Annotated in this window: 27 protein-coding genes and 1 tRNA gene; 3 read left to right on the top strand and 25 right to left on the bottom strand. The window is 46.2% G+C overall.

All coding sequences use genetic code 11. The annotated features are described in order from the left end of the window. Nucleotides 1-27: 27 nt before the first annotated feature. Complete coding sequence (locus FYJ59_RS01210; protein WP_154494932.1) at nt 28-600, bottom strand: TetR/AcrR family transcriptional regulator C-terminal domain-containing protein; 573 nt, start codon at nt 598-600, stop codon at nt 28-30. Nucleotides 601-691: 91 nt separating this feature from the next. Further along, nucleotides 692-1,339 (bottom strand): beta-phosphoglucomutase, encoded by a 648-nt coding sequence (gene pgmB / locus FYJ59_RS01205; RefSeq protein ID WP_154494931.1) that lies wholly within the window; start codon nt 1,337-1,339, stop codon nt 692-694. Nucleotides 1,340-1,422: 83 nt separating this feature from the next. Between pgmB and FYJ59_RS01200 the strand changes: the two genes are divergently transcribed. Further along, nucleotides 1,423-1,641 carry a LacI family DNA-binding transcriptional regulator gene (locus FYJ59_RS01200; protein WP_154494930.1) on the top strand — a complete coding sequence of 73 codons (219 nt, stop codon included), beginning with the start codon at nt 1,423-1,425 and terminating at the stop codon, nt 1,639-1,641. 15 nt (nt 1,642-1,656) lie between these two features. On the opposite strand, the gene FYJ59_RS01195 is transcribed toward FYJ59_RS01200, so the two are convergent. Next, complete coding sequence (locus FYJ59_RS01195; RefSeq protein ID WP_154494929.1) at nt 1,657-2,046, bottom strand: C-GCAxxG-C-C family protein; 390 nt, start codon at nt 2,044-2,046, stop codon at nt 1,657-1,659. A 231-nt stretch (nt 2,047-2,277) separates the two neighbouring features. Here FYJ59_RS01195 and FYJ59_RS01190 point away from each other — a divergent pair. Beyond that, nucleotides 2,278-2,361, top strand: a tRNA-Leu gene (locus tag FYJ59_RS01190). 148 nt (nt 2,362-2,509) lie between these two features. Here FYJ59_RS01190 and FYJ59_RS01185 read toward each other — a convergent pair. From FYJ59_RS01185 to ftsH, 13 genes are all read right to left on the bottom strand, one after another. Continuing rightward, on the bottom strand, nt 2,510-2,932 hold the full coding sequence (locus FYJ59_RS01185; RefSeq protein ID WP_154494928.1) for a hypothetical protein: 423 nt from the start codon (nt 2,930-2,932) through the stop codon (nt 2,510-2,512). Next, nucleotides 2,932-3,582, bottom strand: coding sequence for a DUF3990 domain-containing protein (locus FYJ59_RS01180; RefSeq protein ID WP_154494927.1), 651 nt, complete (start codon nt 3,580-3,582; stop codon nt 2,932-2,934). The genes FYJ59_RS01185 and FYJ59_RS01180 overlap by 1 nt, the downstream gene beginning before the upstream one ends. Nucleotides 3,583-3,932: 350 nt before the next feature. Then, on the bottom strand, nt 3,933-4,838 hold the full coding sequence (locus FYJ59_RS01175; RefSeq protein ID WP_154494926.1) for a DUF6508 domain-containing protein: 906 nt from the start codon (nt 4,836-4,838) through the stop codon (nt 3,933-3,935). A 42-nt stretch (nt 4,839-4,880) separates the two neighbouring features. Then, a complete protein-coding gene (locus FYJ59_RS01170; protein ID WP_022154569.1) occupies nt 4,881-5,099 on the bottom strand; it encodes a hypothetical protein in 219 nt (72 codons plus the stop codon). A gap of 74 nt (nt 5,100-5,173) precedes the next feature. Beyond that, complete coding sequence (locus FYJ59_RS01165; protein ID WP_154495021.1) at nt 5,174-5,644, bottom strand: YaiI/YqxD family protein; 471 nt, start codon at nt 5,642-5,644, stop codon at nt 5,174-5,176. A gap of 54 nt (nt 5,645-5,698) precedes the next feature. Beyond that, the gene (locus FYJ59_RS01160; RefSeq protein ID WP_154494925.1) at nt 5,699-6,802 is read right to left on the bottom strand and encodes a hypothetical protein; all 1,104 of its coding nucleotides are present in this window, start codon (nt 6,800-6,802) and stop codon (nt 5,699-5,701) included. Between the two features lie 12 nt (nt 6,803-6,814). Beyond that, a complete protein-coding gene (locus FYJ59_RS01155; protein WP_154494924.1) occupies nt 6,815-7,171 on the bottom strand; it encodes a hypothetical protein in 357 nt (118 codons plus the stop codon). Continuing rightward, entirely contained in the window at nt 7,168-7,953 is a 786-nt protein-coding gene (locus FYJ59_RS01150) for a M48 family metallopeptidase (RefSeq protein ID WP_154494923.1), read from the bottom strand. Before FYJ59_RS01150 ends, FYJ59_RS01155 begins: the two co-directional genes overlap by 4 nt. Nucleotides 7,954-7,963: 10 nt before the next feature. After that, nucleotides 7,964-8,536, bottom strand: a complete 573-nt coding sequence (locus FYJ59_RS01145) for a hypothetical protein (RefSeq protein ID WP_154494922.1) — start codon at nt 8,534-8,536, stop codon at nt 7,964-7,966. 3 nt (nt 8,537-8,539) lie between these two features. Further along, nucleotides 8,540-9,661, bottom strand: a complete 1,122-nt coding sequence (locus tag FYJ59_RS01140) for an ATP-binding protein (protein WP_205839418.1) — start codon at nt 9,659-9,661, stop codon at nt 8,540-8,542. A gap of 38 nt (nt 9,662-9,699) precedes the next feature. Beyond that, complete coding sequence (locus tag FYJ59_RS01135) at nt 9,700-9,975, bottom strand: hypothetical protein (RefSeq protein WP_154494920.1); 276 nt, start codon at nt 9,973-9,975, stop codon at nt 9,700-9,702. A 283-nt stretch (nt 9,976-10,258) separates the two neighbouring features. Then, nucleotides 10,259-12,532: an extracellular solute-binding protein gene (locus tag FYJ59_RS01130; RefSeq protein ID WP_154494919.1), complete on the bottom strand. Its 2,274-nt coding sequence runs from the start codon at nt 12,530-12,532 to the stop codon at nt 10,259-10,261. Nucleotides 12,533-12,710: 178 nt separating this feature from the next. Next, nucleotides 12,711-14,534: an ATP-dependent zinc metalloprotease FtsH gene (gene ftsH, locus FYJ59_RS01125; protein WP_154494918.1), complete on the bottom strand. Its 1,824-nt coding sequence runs from the start codon at nt 14,532-14,534 to the stop codon at nt 12,711-12,713. 195 nt (nt 14,535-14,729) lie between these two features. Between ftsH and FYJ59_RS01120 the strand changes: the two genes are divergently transcribed. Continuing rightward, entirely contained in the window at nt 14,730-15,809 is a 1,080-nt protein-coding gene (locus tag FYJ59_RS01120; protein WP_154494917.1) for a lysylphosphatidylglycerol synthase transmembrane domain-containing protein, read from the top strand. A 99-nt stretch (nt 15,810-15,908) separates the two neighbouring features. On the opposite strand, the gene ftsZ is transcribed toward FYJ59_RS01120, so the two are convergent. The 9 genes from ftsZ to FYJ59_RS01075 all read right to left on the bottom strand — a co-directional run bounded on the left by ftsZ (nt 15,909) and on the right by FYJ59_RS01075 (nt 25,827). Continuing rightward, complete coding sequence (gene ftsZ, locus FYJ59_RS01115; protein WP_154494916.1) at nt 15,909-17,105, bottom strand: cell division protein FtsZ; 1,197 nt, start codon at nt 17,103-17,105, stop codon at nt 15,909-15,911. 101 nt (nt 17,106-17,206) lie between these two features. Next, the gene (locus tag FYJ59_RS01110; RefSeq protein ID WP_328597189.1) at nt 17,207-17,905 is read right to left on the bottom strand and encodes a cell division protein FtsQ/DivIB; all 699 of its coding nucleotides are present in this window, start codon (nt 17,903-17,905) and stop codon (nt 17,207-17,209) included. A 28-nt stretch (nt 17,906-17,933) separates the two neighbouring features. Then, complete coding sequence (gene murA / locus FYJ59_RS01105; protein WP_154494915.1) at nt 17,934-19,211, bottom strand: UDP-N-acetylglucosamine 1-carboxyvinyltransferase; 1,278 nt, start codon at nt 19,209-19,211, stop codon at nt 17,934-17,936. A 69-nt stretch (nt 19,212-19,280) separates the two neighbouring features. After that, on the bottom strand, nt 19,281-20,447 hold the full coding sequence (locus FYJ59_RS01100) for an FtsW/RodA/SpoVE family cell cycle protein (protein WP_022154579.1): 1,167 nt from the start codon (nt 20,445-20,447) through the stop codon (nt 19,281-19,283). Nucleotides 20,448-20,503: 56 nt separating this feature from the next. Continuing rightward, a complete protein-coding gene (gene murD / locus FYJ59_RS01095; RefSeq protein WP_154494914.1) occupies nt 20,504-21,871 on the bottom strand; it encodes a UDP-N-acetylmuramoyl-L-alanine--D-glutamate ligase in 1,368 nt (455 codons plus the stop codon). Nucleotides 21,872-22,051: 180 nt separating this feature from the next. Beyond that, nucleotides 22,052-22,315, bottom strand: coding sequence for a glyoxalase (locus tag FYJ59_RS01090; protein ID WP_154494913.1), 264 nt, complete (start codon nt 22,313-22,315; stop codon nt 22,052-22,054). A 103-nt stretch (nt 22,316-22,418) separates the two neighbouring features. Then, complete coding sequence (locus FYJ59_RS01085; RefSeq protein WP_154494912.1) at nt 22,419-23,072, bottom strand: HAD family hydrolase; 654 nt, start codon at nt 23,070-23,072, stop codon at nt 22,419-22,421. Between the two features lie 9 nt (nt 23,073-23,081). Continuing rightward, nucleotides 23,082-23,708 carry a Maf family protein gene (locus FYJ59_RS01080; protein WP_154494911.1) on the bottom strand — a complete coding sequence of 209 codons (627 nt, stop codon included), beginning with the start codon at nt 23,706-23,708 and terminating at the stop codon, nt 23,082-23,084. Then, nucleotides 23,701-25,827, bottom strand: coding sequence for an RNA degradosome polyphosphate kinase (locus FYJ59_RS01075; protein WP_154494910.1), 2,127 nt, complete (start codon nt 25,825-25,827; stop codon nt 23,701-23,703). The genes FYJ59_RS01080 and FYJ59_RS01075 overlap by 8 nt, the downstream gene beginning before the upstream one ends. Between the last annotated feature and the right edge of the window lie 2 nt (nt 25,828-25,829).

Genomic DNA, 25,829 nt, shown 5'->3' with positions numbered 1-25,829 from the left:
TTCACAAATGTTTTTGGTCATTTTTCCTCAACGTAATACGCCTAACTGCTGAAATAATTCTGTCACCGGTGCCGGAAATGCACTTACCAACAGCGCCGCCATCTGCTCCGGGGTTTTCTCCTTCGGAGCGAAGATCCATTCCACGGTCATATCAATGGAACCTCTGCAATAGAGCCGCAAGGGGAATAAAATATTCTCTTCGGGCTGTCTGCCGGTCTTACGCCTGATCAGCTGTGTATAAAAATCCAGGATCAGTTCGTAGTCATGTTCCCTCAGGGAATTATGATCGTCCGAGCGGAATGCCCCCGCGAAAAAGACCCTCTCCTTCTGAATAAATTCAAACTTTCTGGTTAAACCTTCGTATACGGTAAGCCCATCCCCCATCTGTGCAAAAGATTCCAGTAAGAGCTTATCAAAATACCAGTTGATCAGGTCGTATTTGTCCTGGAAGTTCCGATAAAAAGTCTGTCTCGTCACACCGCAGGTCTGCACGATCTGTGTCACGGTCATGGCATCGGTGCCGGAAGCCGCCATACACTTTTTTGCTGCTTCCGCCAGGCGGTATTTTGTTTTATCCGCTGAAGTTTCTTTTGTATTCATTTCGTCTCTTATTCCTTTTGGGGCTTTCTGTAATTGAACTTATTATAGCACAAAAGCTCCCCTGAAAAAAGGGAGCTTTCACAAATCATTTTCACTTTAGAATCTCGTCCCAGTTCTGCACTTCGCACAGCATAGGTGCTTCATAGTCTGCATGAAGTAACCGGTAAAAAGGTCCTACCCCCAGAGACTTCATGCCGCCGGCTGCAGCTGCCTCAATTCCCGCTGCTGAGTCTTCCACCACCAGGCATTGTCCGGGAGAAAGTTCCAGTTTACGTGCTGCGACAAGAAACACCTCCGGATCCGGTTTGGACTTTGTCGTATCCAGTCCGCAGCTGATCTTATCCAGATATGGCAGTAATCCGGTCTTCTCCAATATGACCGGTGCATTTTTGCTGGCAGAGCCCACTGCCAGCAGAAGCCCTCTTTCTTTTAATCCTGCCAGTACCTCTTTCACGTTCTTAAGTACCGCCGATTCATCCATATGCTCCAGCAGTTCCAGATAATAATTGTTCTTCCGCTCCGCCAGTTCTGCTTTTTCTTCCTCTGTATACACACGATCCGCTTTTTCCAACACGATCTCCAGCGATGCCATCCGGCTGACTCCCCTCTGTCTTCTATTGTCCTCTCTCGTAAATCCTGTGATCTGCAATTCGTCCGCCAGACGTTTCCATGCCAGATAGTGCATCTCATCGGTGGATACCAGCACACCATCCAGATCAAATATAATTCCTTTTATCATAGTTCTTGCTCCCGTTTCTTTTTCGTATTACACTGAATTCAGTTAATGGTTTAAGGTTAAACCTACCGTGCAAAGGAGATATTATGGTTACTATTCGAGATATTGCACAAGCCACCGGTGTCAGTGCAACAACAGTATCTAATGTAATCCACGGCAGGAACAAACGTGTCTCTGCCGAAACGATTCAAAGCATCAACGATGCCATCAAAGAACTGGTTGCCTTTCTCCAGAACCGGAATATGGACGGTCTGTTCTTCACCGGAATTTTCAAAGATAAATTCTTCGATTCCGTTGCCGGATAGCCGCGATAGGGCTGATTACATATCCGCTAATTCCGCTTCCAGAAAAGCCGCAGCATCCCTGACGCAATCCACGCATTCTCTCTTCACGACACCGTCGGTAATACCCTTTAATTCCTTACAGATCAATGTCCCGTTCTGTCCCTTGAAGCGATTGATGATCTTCCGGGATCCTTGCATTGTCCGCTGGGGATTCTTGTTGATCAGTCCCAGAATATTGACCGCTCCGATGACGGCTCCACAGGTGGCTTCCATGCTGCCACCGATACCTGCCGCGAAGCCCTGGGTAAGATTCCTCACTGTCTCCTCGTCAATTCCCGCCAGATCACAGTACGTGCACGCCACTGCCTGCGCACAGTTGTAACCACACATTTTTCTCTCTGCTGCCTGTTCCACTCTTGATTCCATAATTGTTGTTCCTTTTCGTTTGTATTTTCCGATAGCCGTCTATGCCATATTTCTTATTAATTATTATAACAGAAACAAAAAATAGGTAAAAGGAAATAATGCTCATTATCCCAAACTGTCTTAAGTGTATAAAAAATTCCTACAAATTTTAAAATCATGTTGACATTGCTGTGGGAAGATGTTATTATCATTCTTGCGTGATGCGAGATGATTATTATTTTGTATCGCTATGCGGAAGTGTCGGAATTGGCAGACGAGCAAGACTAAGGATCTTGTGGTAGCAATACCGTGTGGGTTCAAGTCCCATCTTCCGCATTAATTAATAAAGCGGGAAGCCTGATAATTCAAGGCTTCCTGTTTTTTTGTTTGTAGCCAGTTTGGGGGTACAGTTGGGTTACAACTTTTACTCTCTGAAACACCCACTGGGATGTGGGTGTCATTAGATATGGAGTTAACTCTGTTTCTATTTACTCTGCTTTTCATTGTATATGTTTTTCAATTCTCTAATCGCATCTTCAAATGATAAAACGTGTAATCCTTGGTATTCAAGTGTCAAAACATCTACGGATGCCTGTTCAATCATATCTTTTGGGGTATCATCCTTATATGTGAAGTTCCAACACGCAAACAGATATCCAATCCACGACATTAAATCCTCTGGATATAATTTTCCCTTTTTAATCTGTACCTCTTGTTCTAATGTCTCTATTATATAATTTGAGCCCAGCCACATCTGCGTATCTGTCTTGTTATACAGATGCTTTGCCGTTTCTGACTTCATTAGCTTTTCTATAAAATCTTTTGAATCATAACCTTTTTTAACAGACTGTACAAATAAATCTGCTGACATTTCACATATCCCAATGTTAAACGTTGTTGCATCCATTATTTATCCCACTCCTCTATTATTTCATCAAAGAATTTTATATCTTGTGCTCGCCTATATTTCCTTTGAATTTGGTTTATCATGCTGCTTAGCTGTCCAGTTCTATTTGTATTCTGTGCTATGATTATTTTTTTATCTGCATCTGTAAGTTTATATGCTTTTATTATGTCAAAACGCTCTTTCTTACATGCTTCAGCTGTTTTCAATACATACTGTTTACCTAATCTGACATATTGCATTGCCTCAATAAATGCCTTATCGCACATTTGTCCATTAAAAAATAATTGCATTACCTGTGTCATCTTATCATCTGCAATTACGCCAACAATCATGTCATACAATTCATTGTATGTCTTATATCTCATACATAGTTGGCTATACTCTGATAATTTTTCCGGCTGTCTGTTATATGCAATGAATAATGCCCAATCTATTTGACTTATATAATTATCTTCAAATGTTTTTATTTTTAGTTTATCTGTATCATACTCTATCTCATAGAACATGTTATTTTCATACGATGCGATCAAACCTTTGGGTTGGTCTGGTTTATCTCCCATATAGAACCCACAACCAAAATCACATGATGCTCTGCTTTTCGGTTTAATATCTCCTTGTATTCCGCTTTTTGAACCATGATACAATAACATATTTTAACCACCTTTCCATTAAATTTATTATACCGCTGAATCAAGGGATTTACAAAGCAATCCTTTAAAAATGTAAATTTTCAATCAAGCTCAATCTTCTGACCAATACTGCATTGGAATAGGTTCTATTACAACTGCAATTATATTGTTATTTTGATCTACCCTAAATCTAAATGCATACTTGTACGGATTCAACGGCAGTGGGGATGGCTTCTGCCGTAGCTGTAGTTCCCTGTTTTCCGCAGGAAACAAAAGATAAAATACATATTGTCATCAGTGCTAAATTATTTTTTCTTTTCACAGTCTATTCCTCGCTTTATTAAAATCAATTACGCTTCTATACCACCGCACTATTCACTTTCTTCAAATGCATCAGACAATTTTTTCAGCCTTTTAAGCCATTTGATTATCGATCCGTTCTGAAGAAACCCTTCCAGTGCTCCACTGCAGAATCTTTCCGCCCTAACTGCCCCTATAATCAAAGCCAGTACAGCCTGTCCGTTCAATTCATCTATATTAACATTAGTCATTGCATTCTCATCCCATTGTATACCATAGTACTGCAAGATAAATACATATCTGGATAACTGATACTCCGGGTGACTTCTTTCAAAAGCATATACATCTTTAACAAAGTCTTCAATTTCTCTCGAATATGTTCTATACGGAAGCTGATACGGATGCTCCATTGTACCATCACCAATATTATTTTCCGGCATCACCTTACTCTGGGGGGGATTACTAAATTTAGATATGTACCTGGTCAGTGATGAATAAATTCCGTTTTCTACCTTGCCATCATCTATAAGTTCCATCTTTAGCAGTTCCCATTGATCCAAATAGCTATCTTCCAAATCATAGAATTCTCTTATATTTGTATTGTTATGTTTCTGTCCCTTCTTTCCGGGAGTATTAAGCCATTTCTCATGATTTTTACGAATCGTATCTGCAACAATTTTGCTCGGAACAATATGATATTCCGGTGCTTCTAATTCATTCAGAGATACAAATATATAGAATATATTATCTCCAAGTAATGTTTCATTTTTCTTTGATAATGTCCACTTTTTCTGCTTATATCCTGTGGTCTTTACCTGTATTGCAATCTGTCTATGTGTATCCCGTTCAATCGCCAGCAAATCAAAATCTTTCACGTTCGACATTGGAACCGCAACAGTATATCCTCTTCTCTCTAATTCACCGGCAACAAAATATTCTCCGGAATTTCCAATATTAACATTTGTATCGTTTCCCATAGCAGATCTCCATTCGTAGCTATCTATTTGAAGCGAGGCCCCTCAGTATTCCTTCGTAATCTCTCCCTCAATCCCATACATCGTCTTAAATGTCTCAAGGTCTTCCGCCCGGCGGATCAGCATGACTTCTTCAATTTTTCCCGTGTGGATATCCTTGAATCCCGCCACCTGTTCACCGTTGCAGATGCTGGCTTTGATGACAGGTTTTTGATTGCTTCTGTCGTAAGTCTTCTTTTCGGTTCTCTTAGAAAATAATCCCATTACACGACCCTCTCTTATACTCCCTTGTCCGTCTCTTCAGATCCTTTATATTTATGCTTATACAAACTGCTTTCCTATGGAATATAAGTCTTTACGGTTTCCTTCAGCGCCGCTTTTATCAGCTGCTCGAAGGACTGTGCAAACCTCTCGTCATCCTCTTCTGTTCGCTTCTTCGGACCTTTTAAATGATTTTTATGAGAAGCTCTTCTTGCCTTTTTATTCAGATGTCGTTCCATGAGCATCTGGTCGATGTTCTCATCCGTGTACCATTTACCGGACTGGTGGATGGCGTAGGCACTCTTGCCCAGCGCCATGGCTGCCACGCCATAGTCCTGAGTTACCACGATATCACCCCTGCGACAGAGACTGATCAGCTTATAATCCACTGCATCTGCCCCTGCTCCTACGACCACTACCTCGCTGTAACCGGAAGTCAGCACATGGTTGGTGTCACACAGAAGTGTCACCGGAATCTGATACTTCCGTGCTGTTTTTTCCACAATGTCCACCACCGGACAGGCATCCGCATCCACATAAATATGCATAAATAAGTTTCCCATCACCTTTTTCTGTAATTGAAATCATAGTAACTAAAATTTCTAATCTATCTCCCAGGTTCCGTCAGCATAATATTTTCCCACTCTACCATCTTCCAGTACAGCAACCAGGTAATCCGCAGCTCCACCATAATCATCTACATATTCATACAGAACCGCATTCTGTCCCTCCAGTGTAGTCTCTCCATAGTAATACAAATTGCTACTGTCATATCCAAGCACATCTTCGAACCGTTTCCCGACATCCACAGTTTTCTCTCCTGTTTTCTCTTCCACAGAAAAATCCCACACACTGTCAGGCTCCTCTGATCTCTGTGCTAAAGTGTCCCACTCCCTCTGCTTTCTCCAGTCATAGGAAACCTCCGACAAGCAGTTCAATGCCATACCAATTGCCACGATCATCACACCGATTCTGACTACTTTACTGAGTTTATAGAGCAGTCCCGTTTTCTTTTTCAGCACCAGTCTCTGTACATCCGTGATATATCGATTAAAATAGATAAGCGCAATCACCAGGCTCACGATTCCGCTGATCAGTTCCAGCAATTTCCATGCTGTATTTTCTTCGATTATGGTTAATAATGTATTTACCCCGGAATTCATATACACCATGAACATATTGACTACAACCACAACAAAGAAGAACAATGCCCCGAAGATTCCTTTTCCGACCAATTTCCCGTTTTCTCCTCTTGCAGCATAGACAAACTGAGTATGCGGTTTTAACGCATAATAGGCACCGCCGATAAAGAAGGCAAAAAACATAATCAGTACAAACAGCAGTCCCTGTGTTAGTCCGGCGTATGCCAGACACCCACAGACCGCCATGGAGACAAAATCATACTCATACTTTCGATACGCTTTATAGATTTTGTCCGCTTTCTTCTCATAGCCCTTTTGCCGGGTTGCATAATAAAATTTCATTAACTCATCGATATATTCTGTCTTCATTCTGGACAGTCTGGCTGCTTCCAGATATTCTTTCTCCGCAGCCTTATAATCCTTTTTTTCAAAAAAAATCTTTCCGCGCTCTACATAAATATCAGGATTGGTGTCCTTTACCCTCTCATGAGATACTACTTTGACATTATCTTCGCTGTTTTTACCGCTTTCATTACTTTCGCTGACCTTTTCCCAATGTGCCATTTTTATCTGTTCCTATCCGCAATATTTCATTTCCTGTGCAATGGATCCTTTTTCTCTGATCTTGTCGATCACTTCTTCATCAAATTCATATACTGGAGCCTCCGCTTCCAATACGACTTTATCCATATAGGTATCCAGACGATCTTTTTTATAAAAGACCGTGGATCTGGTACGGATCTTATTCACCACTCTGTCAGCTACACATACTGCTCTCTGCATGGCTTTTCTGGCATTATATCCGATATACTTCTGAACCGTGTCTGCCGCCACATTGTTCAGCCAGTCTCTCACATCGTTCCAAAAGGCCAGAAGCACTCCCGTAAGGATTGCTCCCACCAAAACAAAACCCGCTGCAAATAATAAACTCATACTCTCTTCCACCTTTCCATTGTCTCTCTCGCCCGAAGTCCTCGTTCCGATATTGCATACGCCATAAGATTCTGAATCCGATGCGGTGCATAGGGAACCGGTTCATCCGCCTTTGTATAATTAAATACGTCATCATCCAGCCTATTAATCTCTGAAGCCTGTCCGATAAACTCTCTGATATCCACCTGATCTGCCAGACCGATACTGTTTAATACCATTTTCAGAATGGCATTCACTGCTGTATGTATGTTACCGCACTGAAGATATCCGTAATTATCCGCAGAATAATTAGTAATCCGATACCAATGATAAAAAGAAATCCTCGATGCCTGTTCCAGCTGGTTCGGCGCCATCTGACGGATCATGCGAAACCTCTCCTCCATCATGGTCTTCTGTCCGGTCACCCCATCTGCAATTTTGTAGATTTCTCTGCCAAGGACAAATCCCAGTTCCTCTTCCGAAAAGTCCTGAATTGTCTTGGCTGACAATTCTATCCACGGCTTACGAATACCATAACTCTCCGCCCCGTAATAGTAATCTTCGTATACATATACCGGCGGACATTCCATCTGCTCATATTCACAGATGCTCTTAACCAGTTTATTTACTGTCGGGAACTGGTGCGCTGTCACCTGAACTGTCTTGCCCAGCAAATCCGGCCTACGGATTTTATAATCAATCTCTTCATAGGTCTTCTCTATTTCCTTCTGTAGTAAAATACCTCCACGATATTGTTCAAACGCCTGATTTTGTCTGCAGTGTATATATTCTTCCCGATACATTTTCTTCTCCTCAGTCAAACATTTCAAGTATTTCTTCCACCACTTTTTTCCCCGTAACATTGTTTTGCTGTTCATAGCATTTTTTCAATGTCTTCAGGCATTCTTCATCATCCGGCTTCAGTTGTAATGCATAGGTCAGAAAGGGGATTGCTTTCTGACCAAATCCTTTCTCCGCCCAAAGTAATCCGAATACTTTGTTTACCAGAAAATGTCCCTCCACACTTTTATATTTGCGATAATGAGCTTCCAAAAGTTCCAGCGCTCTGTCGTCGTGTCCGGCATGATATTCCTTCAGAGCTTCCACGCATTCCATAAAAGGAAAATCATACCCCTCTGCCAGCTTTTCACAGTCATCCAACCCCGCAAAACTGTTTGACATCCAGAAAATCAGATGGAAAAACAGCTTCTGATGTTGTTCTGCCGGCGCTGTGCGAAGTTCCTTCTGAATCCTCTTTACCTGAGATTGTACATATCCGGCATCGTAAAACCCGGTTTCCTCTGCAATGGCATCATCTATCCCGGCCAGGCAGCTGACAATCTCCATCTGCGCCTTACGGTAAATCGTCACAATTGTGTCATCCATCTGTTATTCCTCCGAACCTTTTATCTCCTGTCGGTATTGTTCTTCCGTAATTCTCTCGGTGCTTACTACTTTCACATTTTGTTTTTCCCTGTTGCAATACCGTTCCTTTATTACTTCATATGCCTGATTCCATGTCTCCCGGTCTATAACTTCCTTCTTTTCCTGCAATGTATGCAGTGCTGCATAAAATACCATATCTTTAATATCCGCACCAGAGACTCCCTCATATTTTGCCGCCAGGTACTCGGGGGTGCTCATCTCATCCACCGGTAATTTATCTCCCAGGTGTAGTTTCCAGATCTGTGTTCTGGCAGCTTCATCCGGCAGATCAAAATAGATACTCAGAAGAATTCTTCTTTTGAAAGCTTCATCATAATTCTCCAGAAGATTGGTTGTAAATACTACAACGCCATCATATTTTTCAAGTTCCATCAGCATTACACTGCGTGCAATATTCACCCCGTAATCTGCTGATTGCGTTACCGACGACAATCGTTTCCCCAAAAAGGAATCTGCCTCATCAAATATCAGCACCGCCTTATCTTTAGCTGCAGTTGCAAATACACTCCGAATATTTTTAGGAGTATCGCCGACATATTTGGATTCCAGATCTGCATAATTAATGCGGTATACTTTCTTGCCCAATTCCTTTGCCACAGCCTCCGCAGTCATGCTTTTACCGGTACCCGGTTTCCCGTAAAAGTTCAGAATAATTGCACGGCTTCCGTCAAAATACTGGGACATTCCCCATTCTCCGATCATTTTATTCCGATAGGTTACTGCTGCAATTGCCGTACGAATCTGTTCCTTCGTAGTCTCATTCAAAGCAATCTGATCAAGGGAGAATCTGGGTTCGCAACACTCAAATATCTGTCCTGCTCTATCTTCCGCTTCTCTTCCATCCGCCCGGGATGTTTCCGGGATTGCCCGAATCACAACCTCACTTGGAACCGGATTATAGGCAGAGCTGTTATCCTTCAATACTTTTGCTATCTGTTCCAGCATATGGTCAATCAATACTTCATCTAAGATTTCTTCATGAGCGTCGACTTCTCCGGTCAGAGCGTCCTGTAATCGAAAACAGATTCTCTTATCTCCCGCTATGACCGTTTTCGTAATTTCCATCTTTTTAATATTCTGTACTTTTCCTGCTTTATGCCACATTATTTTGTACCCTGATCTTTCGTAATCACTTTCAATATGAGATTGGGATTCCCGGCAAAGTATCCGATATCTCTGTTTAAATCGGTATTGCCATCTCCGTCACGCCAGAATCCCTTTACAAAAGTACCATCCTTTTTTGTGTAAGAACTCACATCATGAGGATGTACATAATGTTCTGATTTCATCGGTGTAAAAGAACTGAACTGAGGAAAAGGCAGGCCTTGTTTACTGAATGTATTTCCTGCGTATTCCCGATAAGTGCCATCGCCAATCATAAAGAAGCCTCCATTCTTTCCACTGTCTTTCCTATTTTTAAAATTATAGCGACTTTACCCTATGTTTACAAGATACTTTATAAACCTGATCCTGCGAAATATACTTCTTTTTTTCGACTTCCCGTACACTTTCATATCAATATTTATCATCCAAAAAAGAGAATAATTAGTGTCAGCTCACTTGCCATTCTCCTAATTATTCCCTTCTTGAAGAGAATTTCTCTTTTCAATTATATTATACAAAAATCGTACAGTAATCGACTATTGAATGCCGGGCAGAGCGCTACTCCGCCAGATACATCTTCAAGCTTCCTTCCACAGCATCCATGGCTTCCTCCACACTCGCCTGCCCGTTTAGGTATGCCTGTAAACTCTCAGTCAGGGAAGTCTCGATCTGAGTGTCTTCCTTGAGGCACAGGGTGGCTGCCTTGCACAGCTCCATCAGATGGTTAGCGGTCTCCTCAGAGTAGGCTTTGATGGCGAATTCCACGCTGCTGCCGTCGATATCATAGGTGGTATAGGCTTCCGCCTTGCTGTGGTCTGCTGCAGCCTGCGTCTCCAACGCTTTTGCATTGACAGGGAATCCCTCATAGGTATCCACGCTCTGTAATTCTTCGGACAGGGCAAAACGCAGGAAGTCTTTTGCAGTCTCCACATGCTCACTCCGGCTGTTGATTCCAATGACCATCTTCGGATAAAATGCATTTTCCATAGATACCACATTGGCATTCAAAAGCTCCGCCACTGCATAAGGCATCATTGCCTCATTAAAGCCGTCGGTCTCCTGAAGTACCAGCTTCACATCAGCCCCCAGATCCCAGATATTCGCTGCACGGCCTTCTTTTCTGGAAGGCAGGATACCGCAGTTATCCGCAATCTTCTTCAAATCTTCCAGCCAGGGACGTAAGGTATCACGATTCACCTGACGGTTCTGTAAAATATCATCCACGATCAACGGATAGAACGCTTCCACCAGTTCGCCGCAGGTACGGTCTCCCATATAGCTCTCCGTCTTTCCGGATACCGCCTTTGCAATAGCGTCCATGCTGCTCATTTCCTCCGGCTGCACGTCCCTGCCGACAGCTAACAATAATCCGAATCGCAGCGGCACCGCATACCGGGTTCCATCCGCCTCTTTATACGCTGTTGTAATATTGGAAAGCAGGGTTCCGTCCTCTTCCATGGGCTGCAATACCTCCTGCAGATTAAACAGCAAGCCCTTAGAGGCATACGTGTCCAGTTTCAGATGGTCCATCACCATGAGATCCGGTCCGTTGCCGGAGGTCAGGGAAGTGTTCAGATCCTGATATATCTGCTGATAATCCGCATTTCCGCTGTATTTATCCGTCATGGAGATTGCCGCATCCACATGGATCAGCACCTCCGGATGCTGCTTATGATACTGCACCGCAGCCTGCTGTAAAAAGAAGCTCTCCTCCACGGTATACAGCGTCAGTTCCTCGGTCACCTCTGTCACCGCATCGGGATCATATCGATAAATCATTATTTTGTCCCCGCTCTCACTTCCAAACCATGCGTATACACTGCCGTCAGACAGTGCCACAATATCCCGGCACCACTGATCCGACAGAGAAAAACCTGTATCGATTCCCTGAAGCAGCTTCTGCCAGTTGGTATCTCCAGCATCACAGTGGAAGAATCCGTCTGCATCCGCCGCATAGACTGTCCCGTCCTCCAGTACACTGAAATAAGCAGAGCTATAGCTGTCCTGGGAAAAGGGAATCACTCCCTTAGCTTTTGCCCCGTTATTTCCATCCAGCTGCATCTGTAACAATCCGTTCACAGAGCCCTGTTCATCTGCCTGTGCCAGATACAACGTGTCTCCCACAGCGCTGACCCACTTATTATCCGCCAGAGTTCCGCTATCGATCAGACTGTCGCTCTCCTGACTGCTTACCAGACTTCCGTCCTGTGCCAGTACAACATCCAGGGAAAAATAAGACAGTCCCACTAACAATCCGTCCTCCGTCATTGTCACATACTGTGGCGTATCATAGAACCGATAGCCATCCATATCCATAGGCTCCAGCCACTTCTGTGGTGTAATATCCAGCGCACTGCCGTCCGCTTCCTTCCACAGATGTGCGGAAGAGTTCTCCTCGTCCCGGTAACAGTTGCCGTACAGGCACTGATTCCCCTCCGCATCCTGCAACAATGTAAAACTGTCACTACTCTCCAGATTCTTTCCCTCGGGAAGCGCCTTCAGCCAGTCCTTCGTCACTTCCGTCAGAGTATCTCCTTCTCCCAGCTTCCATTCCTCCAGAGTGGTCTGTCCTTCCGATCCGCCTGCCACGAGAAAATGTAATTCATCACCCGAACGGAAGATCTGGCTGATATTTTTGTCCTTCCATTCCTCCGGAAGTGAGAGTTCCGTCTCTACATATCGCCCTTTCTGCACTTCATCAGGTGACGCTGCAATCTGCAGATCGTTCTTCTTCCCGCACCCGGTGAACAGTCCCATGACGATTGCCATGCAGGTCGCCAGTGCAATTCCTTTTTGCATGTTATTGTTATTCAAATAGTTTCTGTTTTGCATCCTTCTCTCCCATTCTGCTGTGTTGTTTCACAACTTTTTCTTACAGGAAAAGTATAGCGGTTTCTTTTTTAAGATAACAGCAGGCACGGTTTAAGATGCCTTTACCTTTTGTTTAAGATTTCCTTAACGCAAAACGGAACCGGCACAAACGCCGATTCCGTCTTCTCCGGGAACCCTTTTAGGAATTCAATATCTTCATAAATTCTTCTCCGGTAATGGTCTCTTTTTCATATAAATACTGAGACAGTTCATCCAGTTTAGCACGATTTTCCATCAGGATCTGTCCTGCCTTCTCATGCTGTTTTTTCACCAGCTCCACGACTTCTCTGTCGATGGCCGTCTGGGTCTCCATGGAACAGGTCAGGGAGGAATCTCCACCCAGATACTGGTTCGTCACAGTCTCCATGGCTACCATATCAAAATCTTTACTCATACCGTAGCGGGTGATCATACCTCTGGCAAGCTTGGTGGCCTGTTCGATATCGTTGGAAGCTCCTGTGGTCACAGACCCGAAAGCAATCTCTTCCGCAGCACGTCCACCGGTCAATGTAGCGATCTTGTTCTCCATCTCTTCCTTGGTCATGAGGTAATGATTGCCTTCCTCTTCCACCTGCATGGTATAACCCAGTGCACCGGAGGTACGGGGCACAATGGTGATCTTCTGCACCGGTGCGGAATTAGTCTGCTTCGCTGCTACCAGTGCGTGTCCGATCTCATGGTATGCCACGATCCGTTTTTCTTTATCTGTAAGAATAGCATTCTTTTTCTGATAACCGGCAATAACTACCTCGATGCTCTCTTCTAAGTCTGCCTGGGTTGCGAACTTCCGTCCGTCTCTGACTGCCCGAAGAGCTGACTCATTGACGATATTGGCAAGCTCTGCACCGGAAGCGCCGGATGCCATACGGGCGATCTTATTGAAGTCTACATTATCTGCGACTTTGATCTTGCGGGCATGCACTTTCAGGATTTCTTCTCTTCCTTTCAGGTCGGGAAGTTCTACCGGCACCCGTCTGTCAAAACGTCCGGGACGTAACAGTGCGGGATCCAGACTCTCCGGACGGTTAGTGGCCGCCAGAATGATGACACCGTTGTTGCCTTCAAAGCCATCCATCTCCGTTAACAGCTGGTTCAGGGTCTGTTCTCTCTCATCGTTACCGCCCACCTGTCCGTCACGCTTTTTACCAATAGCATCGATCTCGTCGATAAATACGATACAGGGAGCCTTTTCCTTCGCCTGCCTGAACAGGTCTCTGACCTTGGAGGCACCCATACCTACGAACATCTCCACGAATTCCGAACCTGACATAGAGAAAAAGGGAACATTGGCTTCTCCGGCTACTGCCTTGGCTAACATCGTCTTACCGGTTCCGGGAGGGCCTACTAAGAGGATGCCCTTCGGCATGGATGCACCGATCTCTTTGTATTTGTCGGGGTCATGCAGGTATTCCACGATCTCTGTCAGATTTTCCTTCGCCTCGTCCTCACCTGCCACATCGGTGAACTTGATACCATTGGAAGACTTCACATAGACTTTCGCATTGCTCTTGCCCATGCCTCCCATGCCGAACATCATGGAGTCGCCGCCGGCCTTTTTCGCCATCTGACGGTACATCAATTGTCCGAAGCCAATAATGATGATCAAAGGCAGCAGCCAGCTGATCAGAAAGCTTAAGAGTGGTGAAGCTTCCTCCACGATCTCACTGGAGAATTTGGCCCCGCTGTCATACAGTCTCTGCGTTCTGTCCGGATCATCCATCAGACCGGTCTTGTAGATGGTCTTGTCATTTTTGGCCGTGAATACGATCTGATTGTCCTGGACCTGTACCTCATCAATCTGTTTATCATAAGTCATCTGCATAAAAGTGTTGTAATCCACTTCCTTCACTGCCCGCTGTACGATCTGCGGTACCAGAAGACTGTTGATCAGCATGATCGCCACCAACGCGATCAGATAGTAAAAGATAAACGGTTTTTTATTAGGTTGTTTTACTTCCTGCATATAGGATTCCTTCCTCATTCTTGTAAGATGGTCTAAAACTGTTGTAATAAAACAATCATAGCTATTTTGTGCCGGACAATCAATATTTAATCTGTTACCTTATTCTAAAAAAAGAATAAACTTCAGCGTGAAAAAGGCTACGTTTTCTCAGATTTGTTTCTTTTCCTTCTCCCTAAAAAGAGAGACAATGAGACTATGATAAAGGAGGGAGCGATGATGCGTCATGATTCCGGTAAAGTGTTGAGCTCTATATTGAAATATCTTTTGAAATTACTGTTTGTCTGCCTGTTGCTGGGCATTCTGTATTATAGCTTCAAGGATTCCATGGAAGATATGATCACAGAGCTTTCCAAAGTCTCCCCACAGGTCACCCTTGTTCTATTCCTCAGTGTGATTCTCTATCACCTTTGCGAAGGGCACATCACCTGGCTGATCGTGCATAATACACACCCGGAATACACCGGCTTACAGGGATTCTGCAATGCTTTCTACTGCTCTTTCTATAAGACGGCCACTCTGGGTAGCGGTTCCGGCATCGCAGGAATCTATTACCTGAACAAATCCGGCATTCCCGTGCCCAGCGCTACCGGCATGTACTTTTTCCAATATATCGTCCACAAGGTCTCTATGGCAGTCTATAGTCTGCTATTGTTTTTGATGACCTACGGATTTATTCATGCTTCATTTGCCGATTATCAGGGTTATATTCTGCTGGGATTTGCAGGTGTCTGTGTGATTGCAGGAGTTCTGTTAGCAGTGGCTACCGTTCCCTGGATGCAGACTGCCTGTAATCTGCTGGCCAACCACCTCCGTGCAAAACATCCCTCCTGGGAGGAAAAACTCACCGGCGCCGGGCATAAGCTTGCCCAGCTGCAGGCGGAAAGCCGGTCTCTGTTAAAGGATCCTCTGCTGCTCCTTCGCCTGTTCCTGTGCAATCTGTTAAAATTCACTACCTGGTATATCATTCCCTGGATGGTATTCTGCAATTCTCCTGGGGATGGATCCGGCGATCTGCCCTTTTCTTTCCTGCAATGCTTTGCTCTGACCTCCCTCAGCCAGTCGCTGGCGGGTGTCATCCCCACCCCGGCGGGGATCGGATCCGTAGAAGCTGTCTTCACATTGCTGTTCCGGCGTCTCCTGCCGGAAGCCAAAGCCCTGTCTGCCGTGCTTCTCTACCGTTTCGCCACCATGCTTTTACCCTGTGTCATCGGCGCCTTCTTTGTACTGGGGGAGAGGATTATTTCTCTGCACAGGAAAAAGAGAACGGCAGACTAATATGCTTTTCTAAAATCTCCACACAAAACAAGCCACAACACAGTATTCTGTGTCGTGGCTCTTATTATGTTCCGTTATTATAAAAACAAATGCTAAGTATTACTTTCTCTGTAAGAAATCAGGAATCTTCAGAGATTTCTCTTCTACAGAGCTTCTGATATCTGTAGGCTTATGAATACCGGGCACCGGCTGTATGGGTCTCGGAGCCTGTCCTCCCTGTCCCTGGGATGTCGTAGGGGCGGTAGACTGTATATTCATTCCCTTCAGAGAACTGGGAGTCATATGGGAAGCAGGCTGTCTGAAAGCAACACCGCCGCCCAGACGATTCTGTACCACACTGTTGGCCTTATCTTCCAGACCGGTAGCAATCACGGTGATCGTACAGCTATCGGACTTGGACTCATCGTACATAGCGCCGAAGATGATATTGACATCATCTCCTGCCAGTTCCTGTACATAGCTTGCTGCATCGGATGCATCTGCCAGAGTGATATCTCCGGAGATATTGATAATGACATGGGTTGCACCGGAAATGGTAGTCTCCAGAAGGGGACTCTCTACTGCCATCTTCACAGCTTCCATTGCCTTATCATCGCCCTTGCCCTCACCGATACCGATGTGAGCAATACCCTTGTCCTTCATAACGGTCTGTACATCTGCAAAGTCCAGATTAATGACAGCGGGAACATTGATCAGATCCGTGATTCCCTGTACTGCCTGCTGCAGAACTTCATCTGCCTTCTTCAAAGCTTCCGGCATTGTGGTACGTCTGTCCACGATCTCCAACAGCTTATCATTGGGTATCACAATAAGGGTATCCACATTCTCTTTGATACGCTCGATACCGTTTAAAGCATTTACCATACGTGCCTTTGCCTCAAAACGGAAAGGCTTCGTCACAACACCGACGGTTAAAATGCCCATTTCCTTTGCCAGCTTGGCCACCACCGGAGCAGCTCCGGTTCCGGTACCGCCACCCATACCACAGGTTACGAATACCATATCTGCACCCTTCAGAGCTGCGGAAATCTCCTCCGTACTCTCTTCAGCTGCCTTCTCACCGATCTCGGGCTTGGCTCCCGCACCGAGTCCCTTGGTCAGCTTCTCACCGATCTGTAATAACTTCGGAGCTTTGCAGAGCTGCAATGCCTGCTTATCGGTATTCACCCCGATAAAATCCACTCCGGTAATTTTCTCATCCACCATTCTATTTACAGCGTTATTTCCCGCGCCGCCTACACCGACTACGATGATCTTGGCAGCTGTATCCGCGTCATTCGTCTTAATCTCCAGCAAGGTTAGTTCCTCCTTTTAACCTTTTTCAACTTCACATAGACTATCATATAATCATTTTACAAATTTAGCAACCTATTTTTTCAAAATGTTTCACAAATGTTTCACGCATCCGGCTTGAACGTAAATTTCCCTTTTCCTTCCTCATAATTTTCCATCTGCAGTGTTCCGCTTTTCCCTTCCAGTTTCTCCAAAAATCCCGGCAACAGCTGCAGCTTGTCCTCTAAATGGCTGTGATCACTGCCCATGGCTACTTTGATCTGTCCGAAGTAGATGGTGATCTCTCCGGAAGAATGGAAATAAATCTTGTCCGCAGTCAGCTGATATTTATTCAGAAGCTTTGTCATGTCCATGATCCCGGCAAACACTTCCGGATTCTCCACCGGAAGCTGTTCTCCCAGGACGATATGATCAAAAGTCAGTCCTGTGATCTGCGGTACTCCCTGGGTCCGGATTCCGGAACTCTCCACCACGTAACCATCCTTGTCAAAATACATATAAGTGTCCAGATATTTCACGTATCCTGCCAGTGCCTTTTCATACACTGTGATTTTAATGGTATCCGGAGCCAGAATCGATACGTTCATGACATCCACAAAGGGAACATCCTGAATTCCTCTGTCACGGTACTTCAGCGACAGATACAGGGAATTATTCCCCAGCGGTCCCGACATCACGATCTCTTTGATCTCATCCTCTGTATAATGCACATTGCCCTCCACATATACAGTACGGACTGTATATACGGAGTGCAATGCGAAAATGCCTCCGCTCAATATTAGCAGCAAAGCGCTTATGATCACTATTTTTCTGATAACGGTACTTCGGTCTCTATACACTGGTAATACGTGCTCCTAATTCTCTGAAATCTCTGCAGATGTTTTCATATCCGCGTTCTATAAAATGTTGTCCCGTCACGAAGCTTTCACCCTCTGCCGCAAGTCCTGCTAAAACCAGTGCTGCCCCACCGCGAAGTTCACAGGCGTCCATCTGCTCTCCATGAAGGTGTTCCACTCCGGTGATCACCGCGTGCTGTCCGTCTTTTAAGACAATCTGTGCACCCATAAGGTTTAAGGGTTCTGCAATTCGAAAACGGTTCTCGAAAATATTCTCTTCAATATAACTGATTCCCTCTGCCATGGTCAGTACCGCCATCGCCGCCGACTGCAGATCTGTGGGGAATTCCGGGTACGGTCCGGTCTTCAGATGCCCGATACTCTTGGGTCTCACCGGTGCCTGTACGAACAATCCCTCTTCGGAGACGGTACATTGTGCCCCCATTCTCTCCGCAGCCACAGTCACTGCTTCCATCTGGCTCCAGGGTGCCTGATTTAACAGTACACTCCCGCCGCAGCCGATACAGCCAAACAGATACGTTCCTGCCACGATCCGGTCCGTCGGAACTGTATACCGGGTTCCGTGAAGATCTCCGCCGCCATGGATGATAAGTTCCGGACTTCCCATCCCTTCGATCGAAGCCCCACATGCCGTCAGAAATTCACAAAGTGCAATCACTTCCGGCTCTCTGGCTGCACCGGTGATCACAGTATCTCCGGTGGCTTTTACCGCTGCCAGCAAAATATTCTCCGTGGCGCCAACGCTTGGGAATTTCAGTGTAATCTGGGCACCGTGCAGATTTTTTGCCCGTGCGGACAAAAGTCCGTCCTCTTCGAGGAATTCAACACCCATCTGTTCCAGTGCATGAATATGCAGATCAATGGGTCTGTCGCCGATGACACATCCTCCCGGATGTTCCATGGTCACATAACCGCATTTGCCGAGCAATGCTCCCAGCAGACACAGCGATGAGCGCATACCGGTAATGGCTTCTCCGCGCATTCTTCTTGCCTCTGCTCTCTCACAGGGCAGGTCATCTCTGCCTCCCGGCTGTACCCGGATCCCATTCTCCTGCCAGTGTACCATACATCCCAGTTCCCGTAACAGATGTACGAACCGATGCACATCCTCGATCCTCGGGCAATTCTGAATATATGATACTTCATTGGTAAGAAGCGTTGCTGCCAAAATCGGGAGTGCCGCATTTTTAGACCCTTGTATGCGTACCTTTCCCTGTAGCGGCATGCCGCCCTGTATGCGGATTCCCTTCATACAGCACCATCCCCATTACATAAGATATTCTTATCTTATGCCCCGGGATGCGGTTTCGTACCATGTCTTTTATAGTTCTTTTAACTGGATCCTCCGGGCCACACTTAAGACCAGCCCGATCTCCGCCAAAAGGAACAGCGCCGAAGAACCACCGTAACTGATAAACGGCAGGGAGATTCCGGTATTCGGAATGGAGTTGGTCACAACCGCAATGTTCAGGATCGCCTGGATCGCGATGTGTCCCATAACCCCCACTACCAGCATGGCACCGAACAGATCCGGTGCATTATTGGCAATGACCATCATCCGCCATAACAGCATAATGAACATCAGAATAATGGCAACCGCTCCGAACAATCCCAGTTCCTCACAGATAATGGAGAAGATCATATCGTTCTGTGCCTCGGGCAGGAAGCTTAACTTCTGCATGCTCTGTCCCAGTCCCTTGCCCCAGATGCCACCGCTTCCAATGGCATACAGTGCCTGTAATGTCTGGAATCCTTTGTCCTGCGCCTGACTCTCCGGATTCAGCCACGCCTGGATTCTCGCCAGACGGAAGGTTCCGATCTTATCTCCCATCTGTACTACCACAAATACCAGCAATGCCGCTGCTGCCACCACGCTTAATCCCATGATGACGAATTTTTTGTAATCGGGACTTGCCACAAATACCATCAGGACGGCAATACCCATAATAATGATGGCAGAACTTAAGTTATCCGTAATAAGATATACACATGCTGCGATTGGCAGCGGTGCGCCCATCATAATGAAAAAGCCTTTCATGGTACGTACGCTTTTTCCCATCTTGCACACCAGACTTGCCAGGAACAGGATCATACATAATTTAGCTACCTCAGCCGGCTGAAGATTGAAGCCCGTATGGGGAATACCGATCCATCTTGTAGCACCGTGGGAGCTGATGCCGAGTGGAGTCTTCACCAGGAAGATCAGGATCATCGACACCACATATCCCAGCATAGCGAACCGTTCCCAGAAATGATACGGGATATTAGCAATGATGATCATTCCCACCAGACCGATGATATTGGCAACCAGCTGTTTCTTCATATAAAAGGCTGCATCTCCATAGGTATCATAAGCCTCATAGGAGCTGGCGGAATAGATCATGATCAGACCAAATCCCAGTAAAAACAGCACAATAAAAAGCAGACTGTAGTCAAAAAAGTATTCCGATTGTTGTTTCTTTTTACGCCTTCTGCGAGCTTCTGCCATGCCTGCTTTTACTCCTTATTTCTATTTTCTATAACATTATTGCTTTTTATTACTTTTTAATCTGCCAGTCCACGGACATATTCCTTGAAAAGCTGTCCTCTGACCTCATAGTTCGGGAACATGCCCCAGCTTGCACAGGCCGGAGACAGAAGAACCGCATCTCCCGGTTCTGCCAGTTCCGTACACAGCTTCAGGCATTCCTCATAAGTGTCCGCGAAACGGATCTTATCGAAGCCATGCTTTCTGGCACACTCGGCAATCTTCTCTCTGGTCTGTCCGATGAGGACAAGGCATTTTACCTTGCCGTCAAAGCTGTCGATCCACTCGTCATATTCGCTCTGCTTGTCATAACCTCCGCCGATGAGAACCGTAGGCCTGCTCATGGCTTTGATGCCCTGAATAGCGGCATCGGGATTGGTTCCCTTGGAATCGTTGTAATAATCCACACCGCCCTTGGTGGCTACGAACTCAATTCTGTGCTCCACTGCGTGGAAACCGCGGATCACCGTAAGGATCGTCTCCATGGGTACCTGCATACCCTCTGCGATGGCAATGGCTGCCATAACATTTTCCACATTGCACAGGCCTACCAGATTCATATCCTTATGAATATCCATCAGCTCGTGCTCTTCGCCGTTTACGCTCTTGATGATCTTGTCACCCCGCAGAAAATAACCGTTTTCCAGTTCCTGATGGGAGGAAAACAATACCGGAGTGGCAGGGCATCTTCCTGCGAAGTCTCTGGTGTAATCATTGTCATAATTCAGTACGCAGATATCTGCCTTCGTCTGCTGGGAAGCCACTGCTTCCTTAGCTGCCACATAGGCTTCCATGGTATGATGTCTGTTCAGGTGATCCGGTGTGATATTCAGGATCGCCGATACCACCGGATGGAATGTATGTATGGTCTCTAACTGGAAAGAACTGATCTCTCCCACAGTAACACTGTCCTTCGAAGTCTTATCTGCTTCCAGGGTATAGGGATTACCGATGTTACCCACCACGAAAGTCTTATCCTTACCGAAGTGTGCCTTCATGATCTCACCGGTGAGTGTGGTGGTCGTCGTCTTACCATTGGTGCCGGTAATGGCGATCACTCTACCCTGTTCTGCCAGAAATCCCAGTTCGATCTCTCCCAGAATCTGAACGCCTCTGTCTCTCATACGGTTCACCAGCGGAATATCCGTAGGTACCCCGGGGCTTAATACTGCTGCCTGAATACTCAGCTCCACATTTTCAGGAAGTTCTCCGGCGATGCAGGCCGCCCGGCTTCCCTCCGGGAGCTTTGCCTTCAGATCTTCCCCTGTCAATTTATCACTGCTGTCATACAGAACCACGTCTGCATGGTTTTTCTCCAATAATACTGCTGCACCGATCCCGCTGATGCCGGAGCCGATGACCAGACATTTTTTTCCTTCTAACATTTTCCTACCATACCTTTCTGTACTTTCTGTAAAAGTCCATCAGTTCATTATAACGCATTCGCGGCGAATGGGGAAGAGAAAAATAGAAGCCCTCCAACATATATATGTCAGAGAGCTCCGGTTCATTCCACTGTTTTATAACAAATCGCATATGTAGCATACCGATCCAATAATCATGCCTTATGCTTCCACGATCAGATATCTGCCGTCTCCGATATCGAATACTTCATCCGCTTCCAGGATCTCATCATCCACAGCGCCGTCCACGTCCATGCCGGCTTCATCGAAATACTCGATGACATCCCCCACAGAATCTACCACGACTGCCATGCATTCCTCCAGGAAATCTTCTGCTTCATCCAGTGTCTCTGCTACCGGTTCCGGGAAAAGCTGGAGCTGTTTGTCCAGGAAGCATTCCAGTACCGCATCATCATATTCACGCATACAATAACCTCCAAATACTTACGAAAATGTCATATTTACCATCATAATAATATGGATAGGAAGATACGTCAATTAGTAATTCGATATAGATATAAATTGAGCGTTACGAGCAATACTTCAGCAGGTCCAGCGGCTGCGCGATAATAGCGTCCGCGTGGCCTTCTTCCAATTCCGCACGGTCACGGAAGCCCCAGAGGACACCTACGGTGAAGGCGCCTGCTGCCTTGCCGGTCTTCATGTCGGTGGCGGTATCTCCCATGTAGAGTACTTCGTCTGCGGTGAGACCGAACTGGTCTAAGATGCGGAAGACTCCGGCGGGATCGGGTTTAATGGGCACGCCGTCCACCTGTCCCTGCACCACATCAAAATAGTCCTTGCCAAACAGGCTCTCAATGACATCCAAGGTGGCATGGTGGGGCTTGTTGGAAAGTACCGCGATCTTCATACCACGTTTCTTCAACTCTTCCAGCAGCTTGGGGATTCCTTCATAGGGCTTCACCTGATACATACAGTTCGCCTGGAAGATCTCCCTGTATCTGGCATAGGCTGCCTCAAAATGGGTAAGTTCCGTATCGCCACCCTTGATCAGTGCCCGCTTTACCAGATTGGCGGCACCGTCTCCCACAAAATATTTATAATCCTGTACAGAGAAGGGTCCATAGCCAAATTCCGCCATGGTCTTGTCTCCGCTGTATTTCATGCTCATGATAGAATCGGATAAGGTTCCATCCAGATCAAAAATTACTGCTTTCTTCATTCTGTTCTCCTACACTAATCTCAATTCATGCAGTTCCTGATAGACTCTTCCCACGGGAAGCCCTACCACATTATTGTAATCGCCCTCGATACCGCGGATATATCTGGCGCAGAATCCCTGGATACCGTAGGAGCCCGCCTTGTCCATCGGATCCCCGGTAGCCACATATTCCCGGATCTGTGCATCGGTCATAGGATAAAAATGCACTGTGGTCTTCTCATGGAAAGTCAGCGTCTTCCTCTCACCGTTTTCCTCATAGAGGACCGTCACGCCTGTGTATACCTCATGTCCTCTGCCCTGCAGCATAGTAAGCATGGCTGCCGCAGCTTCCGTATCCGCAGGCTTACCCAGGATCTTACCGTCGCAGGCGACCACGGTATCGGCTCCCAGCACAAGGGTGTCTGTCATAGTAGTTTCTCCACTTTTCTGTTCCGGTTCACAGACACCATTTACCGCAAACTTCTCCCACACAGCTTCCGCCTTCTGCGCTGACAGTTCTTCCACCACTTTTGCAGGCTCTGTGGATGTGATCTTTTCCTCGGTCTCGCTGACCACTACATCGAAATCCAGTCCGATCTGTGTCAGAAGCTCCCGCCTCCTGGGGGAGGCAGATGCCAGTATGATCTTCTTATTCATGATGTGTCTCCGGGATAAACGTTCTGCTTTCGATGGCAGGCTCTCCCGCAGCCTCCTTTGCTTTTTGAATGGCCTCCAAGCAGAAAGCATCCTGAGAGTTGAACAGCTGCTTTCCTCTCTTGTCCTGCTTCTCATAGCTGCCATCCGGCTGTAAAATCGAAGCCTTCACATTATCCTTCAGCTGACTGTTCAGGATATGTAGCAATTCCTCCTTCAGCTCCGGGCGATCTACCGGGAAGAGGATCTCCACACGACGCTCCAGATTACGGGGCATCCAGTCGGCACTTCCACAGTAGATCTCATAATGATCATCATTTGCAAAATAGAAAATGCGGCTGTGCTCCAGGAAATTACCAACGATGGAGCGGACACTGATATTCTCGCTGACACCCGGGATACCCACCTTCAGGCAGCAGATACCTCGAACGATCAGTTCGATCTTCACGCCTGCCGCACTTGCCTCATACAGAGCACGGATAATATCCTTGTCGCAGAGAGAGTTCATTTTCGCAATGATATGGGCATTCTTGCCCTCCAGCGCATAATTTTTCTCCCGCTCGATCAGATGCAGGAACTTATCCTTCAGCCATAACGGTGCCAATGCCAGTTTGTTCCAGAACAACGGCTCGGAATAACCGGACAGCATGTTGAACACTGCCGTGGCATCCTCTCCGATGCGTTCCGCACAGGTCAACATTCCCACATCCGTATACAGCTTTGCCGTAGCATCATTATAGTTACCGGTACCCAGATGCACGTATCTGCGGATGCCGTCCTCTTCTCTGCGAACTACAAGTGTGATCTTGGAATGGGTCTTTAATCCCACCAGTCCGTAAATAACGTGGCAGCCTGCCTTTTCCAGCATTCTCGCCCAGACAATATTGTTCTCTTCATCGAAACGGGCTTTCAGTTCCACCAGAACCGTAACCTGCTTACCGTTCTCCGCCGCCTGTGCCAGTGCCGCTATGATCGGAGAATTGCCGCTGACACGATACAACGTCTGCTTGATGGCCAGTACTTCCGGGTCTCTCGCCGCCTGACGGATGAAATCCACCACCGGCGTAAAGCTCTGGAACGGATGATGTAACAGAATATCACCCTTGCGGATCTCCTCGAAAATATTACAGCCTGCGGGAAGTGCCGGCGACTGCTGAGGTTCATACTTCGGCGTCTTTAAATGGTCAAAACCATCCAATCCGTAGATTTTCATCAGTACCGTCAGATCTAAGGGGCCGTCGATCTCATAAATATTCTGTGTCTCAATGTTGAGTTCCTTTTTAATGATCTTCAGCAACCGTTTATCCATACCGCTTTCCACTTCCAGGCGGATGGCTTCGCCCCACTGACGCTTCTTTAACTGCTTCTCGATCTCTTTTAACAGATCTGCTGCCTCATCCTCGTCAATGCTTAAGTCCGCATTACGCATGATCCGGAAAGGATGGGCACAGACAATATCATAATTCAGGAACAGTTTATCCATGTTCCGTTCGATGATCTCTTCTAACAGAATGATCTTGCAGGTCTTGCCCTTGGACGGGATCCGCACTACACGGCTTAAGACGCTGGGTACCTGTACGGTGGCGAATTCCAGTTCCTCGTCGCTGTTTTTCTTCCGCACCATGGCTCCGATGTTCAGAGACTTGTTGCGGATCAGAGGAAACGGTCTGGAAGAATCCACTGCCATGGGGGTCAATACAGGATACACATTTTCCTGAAAATACTGATCCACATACACAACTTCCTCCGCTGTCAGCTGTTCATGCTCTCTGATGATATGCAGACCGTTTTTCTCCAAAAGAGGGAGTAAGGAACGGTTATAAGTGGAATATTGCAGATCCACCAGTTCATGGATCGCCACATGCAGCGCTTTTAGCTGCTCTGTGGGAGTCATGCCGGCAATATCCTTTTTGGTATAGCCTGCATTTTCCATATCCTTTAAGGATGCCACCCGGATCATGAAAAATTCATCCAGGTTAGATGCTGTAATACTTAAAAATTTCAACCGTTCAAACAGAGGGATGTTTTTATCCCTGGCTTCATTCAATACTCTGTGGTCAAAAAGCACCCAGCTGAGTTCCCGGTTGGTATAATACTTGGGATCACTGAAATTGATTTCCATAT

The sequence above is a fragment of the Waltera intestinalis genome, from assembly GCF_009695995.1.
Lineage (GTDB): Bacteria > Bacillota > Clostridia > Lachnospirales > Lachnospiraceae > Acetatifactor > Acetatifactor intestinalis.
Note: the sequence above shows the minus strand (reverse complement) of the source record. Positions and strands in the feature narration are given on the sequence as shown.

What these genes read in the sequence shown, in the direction of transcription:
- FYJ59_RS01150 (WP_154494923.1), bottom strand. Translation starts at nt 7,953, where the DNA reads ATGTATCGGGAAGAATATATACACTGCAGACAAAATCAGGCGTTTGAA.
- murD (WP_154494914.1), bottom strand. Translation starts at nt 21,871, where the DNA reads ATGTTAGAAGGAAAAAAATGTCTGGTCATCGGCTCCGGCATCAGCGGG.
- pgmB (WP_154494931.1), bottom strand. Translation starts at nt 1,339, where the DNA reads ATGATAAAAGGAATTATATTTGATCTGGATGGTGTGCTGGTATCCACC.
- FYJ59_RS01080 (WP_154494911.1), bottom strand. Translation starts at nt 23,708, where the DNA reads ATGAATAAGAAGATCATACTGGCATCTGCCTCCCCCAGGAGGCGGGAG.
- FYJ59_RS01185 (WP_154494928.1), bottom strand. Translation starts at nt 2,932, where the DNA reads ATGGATGCAACAACGTTTAACATTGGGATATGTGAAATGTCAGCAGAT.
- murA (WP_154494915.1), bottom strand. Translation starts at nt 19,211, where the DNA reads ATGAAGGGAATCCGCATACAGGGCGGCATGCCGCTACAGGGAAAGGTA.
- FYJ59_RS01195 (WP_154494929.1), bottom strand. Translation starts at nt 2,046, where the DNA reads ATGGAATCAAGAGTGGAACAGGCAGCAGAGAGAAAAATGTGTGGTTAC.
- FYJ59_RS01090 (WP_154494913.1), bottom strand. Translation starts at nt 22,315, where the DNA reads ATGCGTGAATATGATGATGCGGTACTGGAATGCTTCCTGGACAAACAG.
- FYJ59_RS01135 (WP_154494920.1), bottom strand. Translation starts at nt 9,975, where the DNA reads ATGATTGGCGATGGCACTTATCGGGAATACGCAGGAAATACATTCAGT.
- ftsH (WP_154494918.1), bottom strand. Translation starts at nt 14,534, where the DNA reads ATGCAGGAAGTAAAACAACCTAATAAAAAACCGTTTATCTTTTACTAT.
- FYJ59_RS01160 (WP_154494925.1), bottom strand. Translation starts at nt 6,802, where the DNA reads ATGGCACATTGGGAAAAGGTCAGCGAAAGTAATGAAAGCGGTAAAAAC.
- FYJ59_RS01140 (WP_205839418.1), bottom strand. Translation starts at nt 9,661, where the DNA reads ATGGAAATTACGAAAACGGTCATAGCGGGAGATAAGAGAATCTGTTTT.
- FYJ59_RS01175 (WP_154494926.1), bottom strand. Translation starts at nt 4,838, where the DNA reads ATGGGAAACGATACAAATGTTAATATTGGAAATTCCGGAGAATATTTT.
- FYJ59_RS01120 (WP_154494917.1), top strand. Translation starts at nt 14,730, where the DNA reads ATGATAAAGGAGGGAGCGATGATGCGTCATGATTCCGGTAAAGTGTTG.
- FYJ59_RS01155 (WP_154494924.1), bottom strand. Translation starts at nt 7,171, where the DNA reads ATGAGTTTATTATTTGCAGCGGGTTTTGTTTTGGTGGGAGCAATCCTT.
- FYJ59_RS01180 (WP_154494927.1), bottom strand. Translation starts at nt 3,582, where the DNA reads ATGTTATTGTATCATGGTTCAAAAAGCGGAATACAAGGAGATATTAAA.
- FYJ59_RS01165 (WP_154495021.1), bottom strand. Translation starts at nt 5,644, where the DNA reads ATGCATATTTATGTGGATGCGGATGCCTGTCCGGTGGTGGACATTGTG.
- FYJ59_RS01145 (WP_154494922.1), bottom strand. Translation starts at nt 8,536, where the DNA reads ATGGATGACACAATTGTGACGATTTACCGTAAGGCGCAGATGGAGATT.
- FYJ59_RS01170 (WP_022154569.1), bottom strand. Translation starts at nt 5,099, where the DNA reads ATGGGATTATTTTCTAAGAGAACCGAAAAGAAGACTTACGACAGAAGC.
- FYJ59_RS01085 (WP_154494912.1), bottom strand. Translation starts at nt 23,072, where the DNA reads ATGAAGAAAGCAGTAATTTTTGATCTGGATGGAACCTTATCCGATTCT.
- FYJ59_RS01130 (WP_154494919.1), bottom strand. Translation starts at nt 12,532, where the DNA reads ATGCAAAACAGAAACTATTTGAATAACAATAACATGCAAAAAGGAATT.
- FYJ59_RS01200 (WP_154494930.1), top strand. Translation starts at nt 1,423, where the DNA reads ATGGTTACTATTCGAGATATTGCACAAGCCACCGGTGTCAGTGCAACA.
- FYJ59_RS01075 (WP_154494910.1), bottom strand. Translation starts at nt 25,827, where the DNA reads ATGGAAATCAATTTCAGTGATCCCAAGTATTATACCAACCGGGAACTC.
- FYJ59_RS01100 (WP_022154579.1), bottom strand. Translation starts at nt 20,447, where the DNA reads ATGGCAGAAGCTCGCAGAAGGCGTAAAAAGAAACAACAATCGGAATAC.
- FYJ59_RS01210 (WP_154494932.1), bottom strand. Translation starts at nt 600, where the DNA reads ATGAATACAAAAGAAACTTCAGCGGATAAAACAAAATACCGCCTGGCG.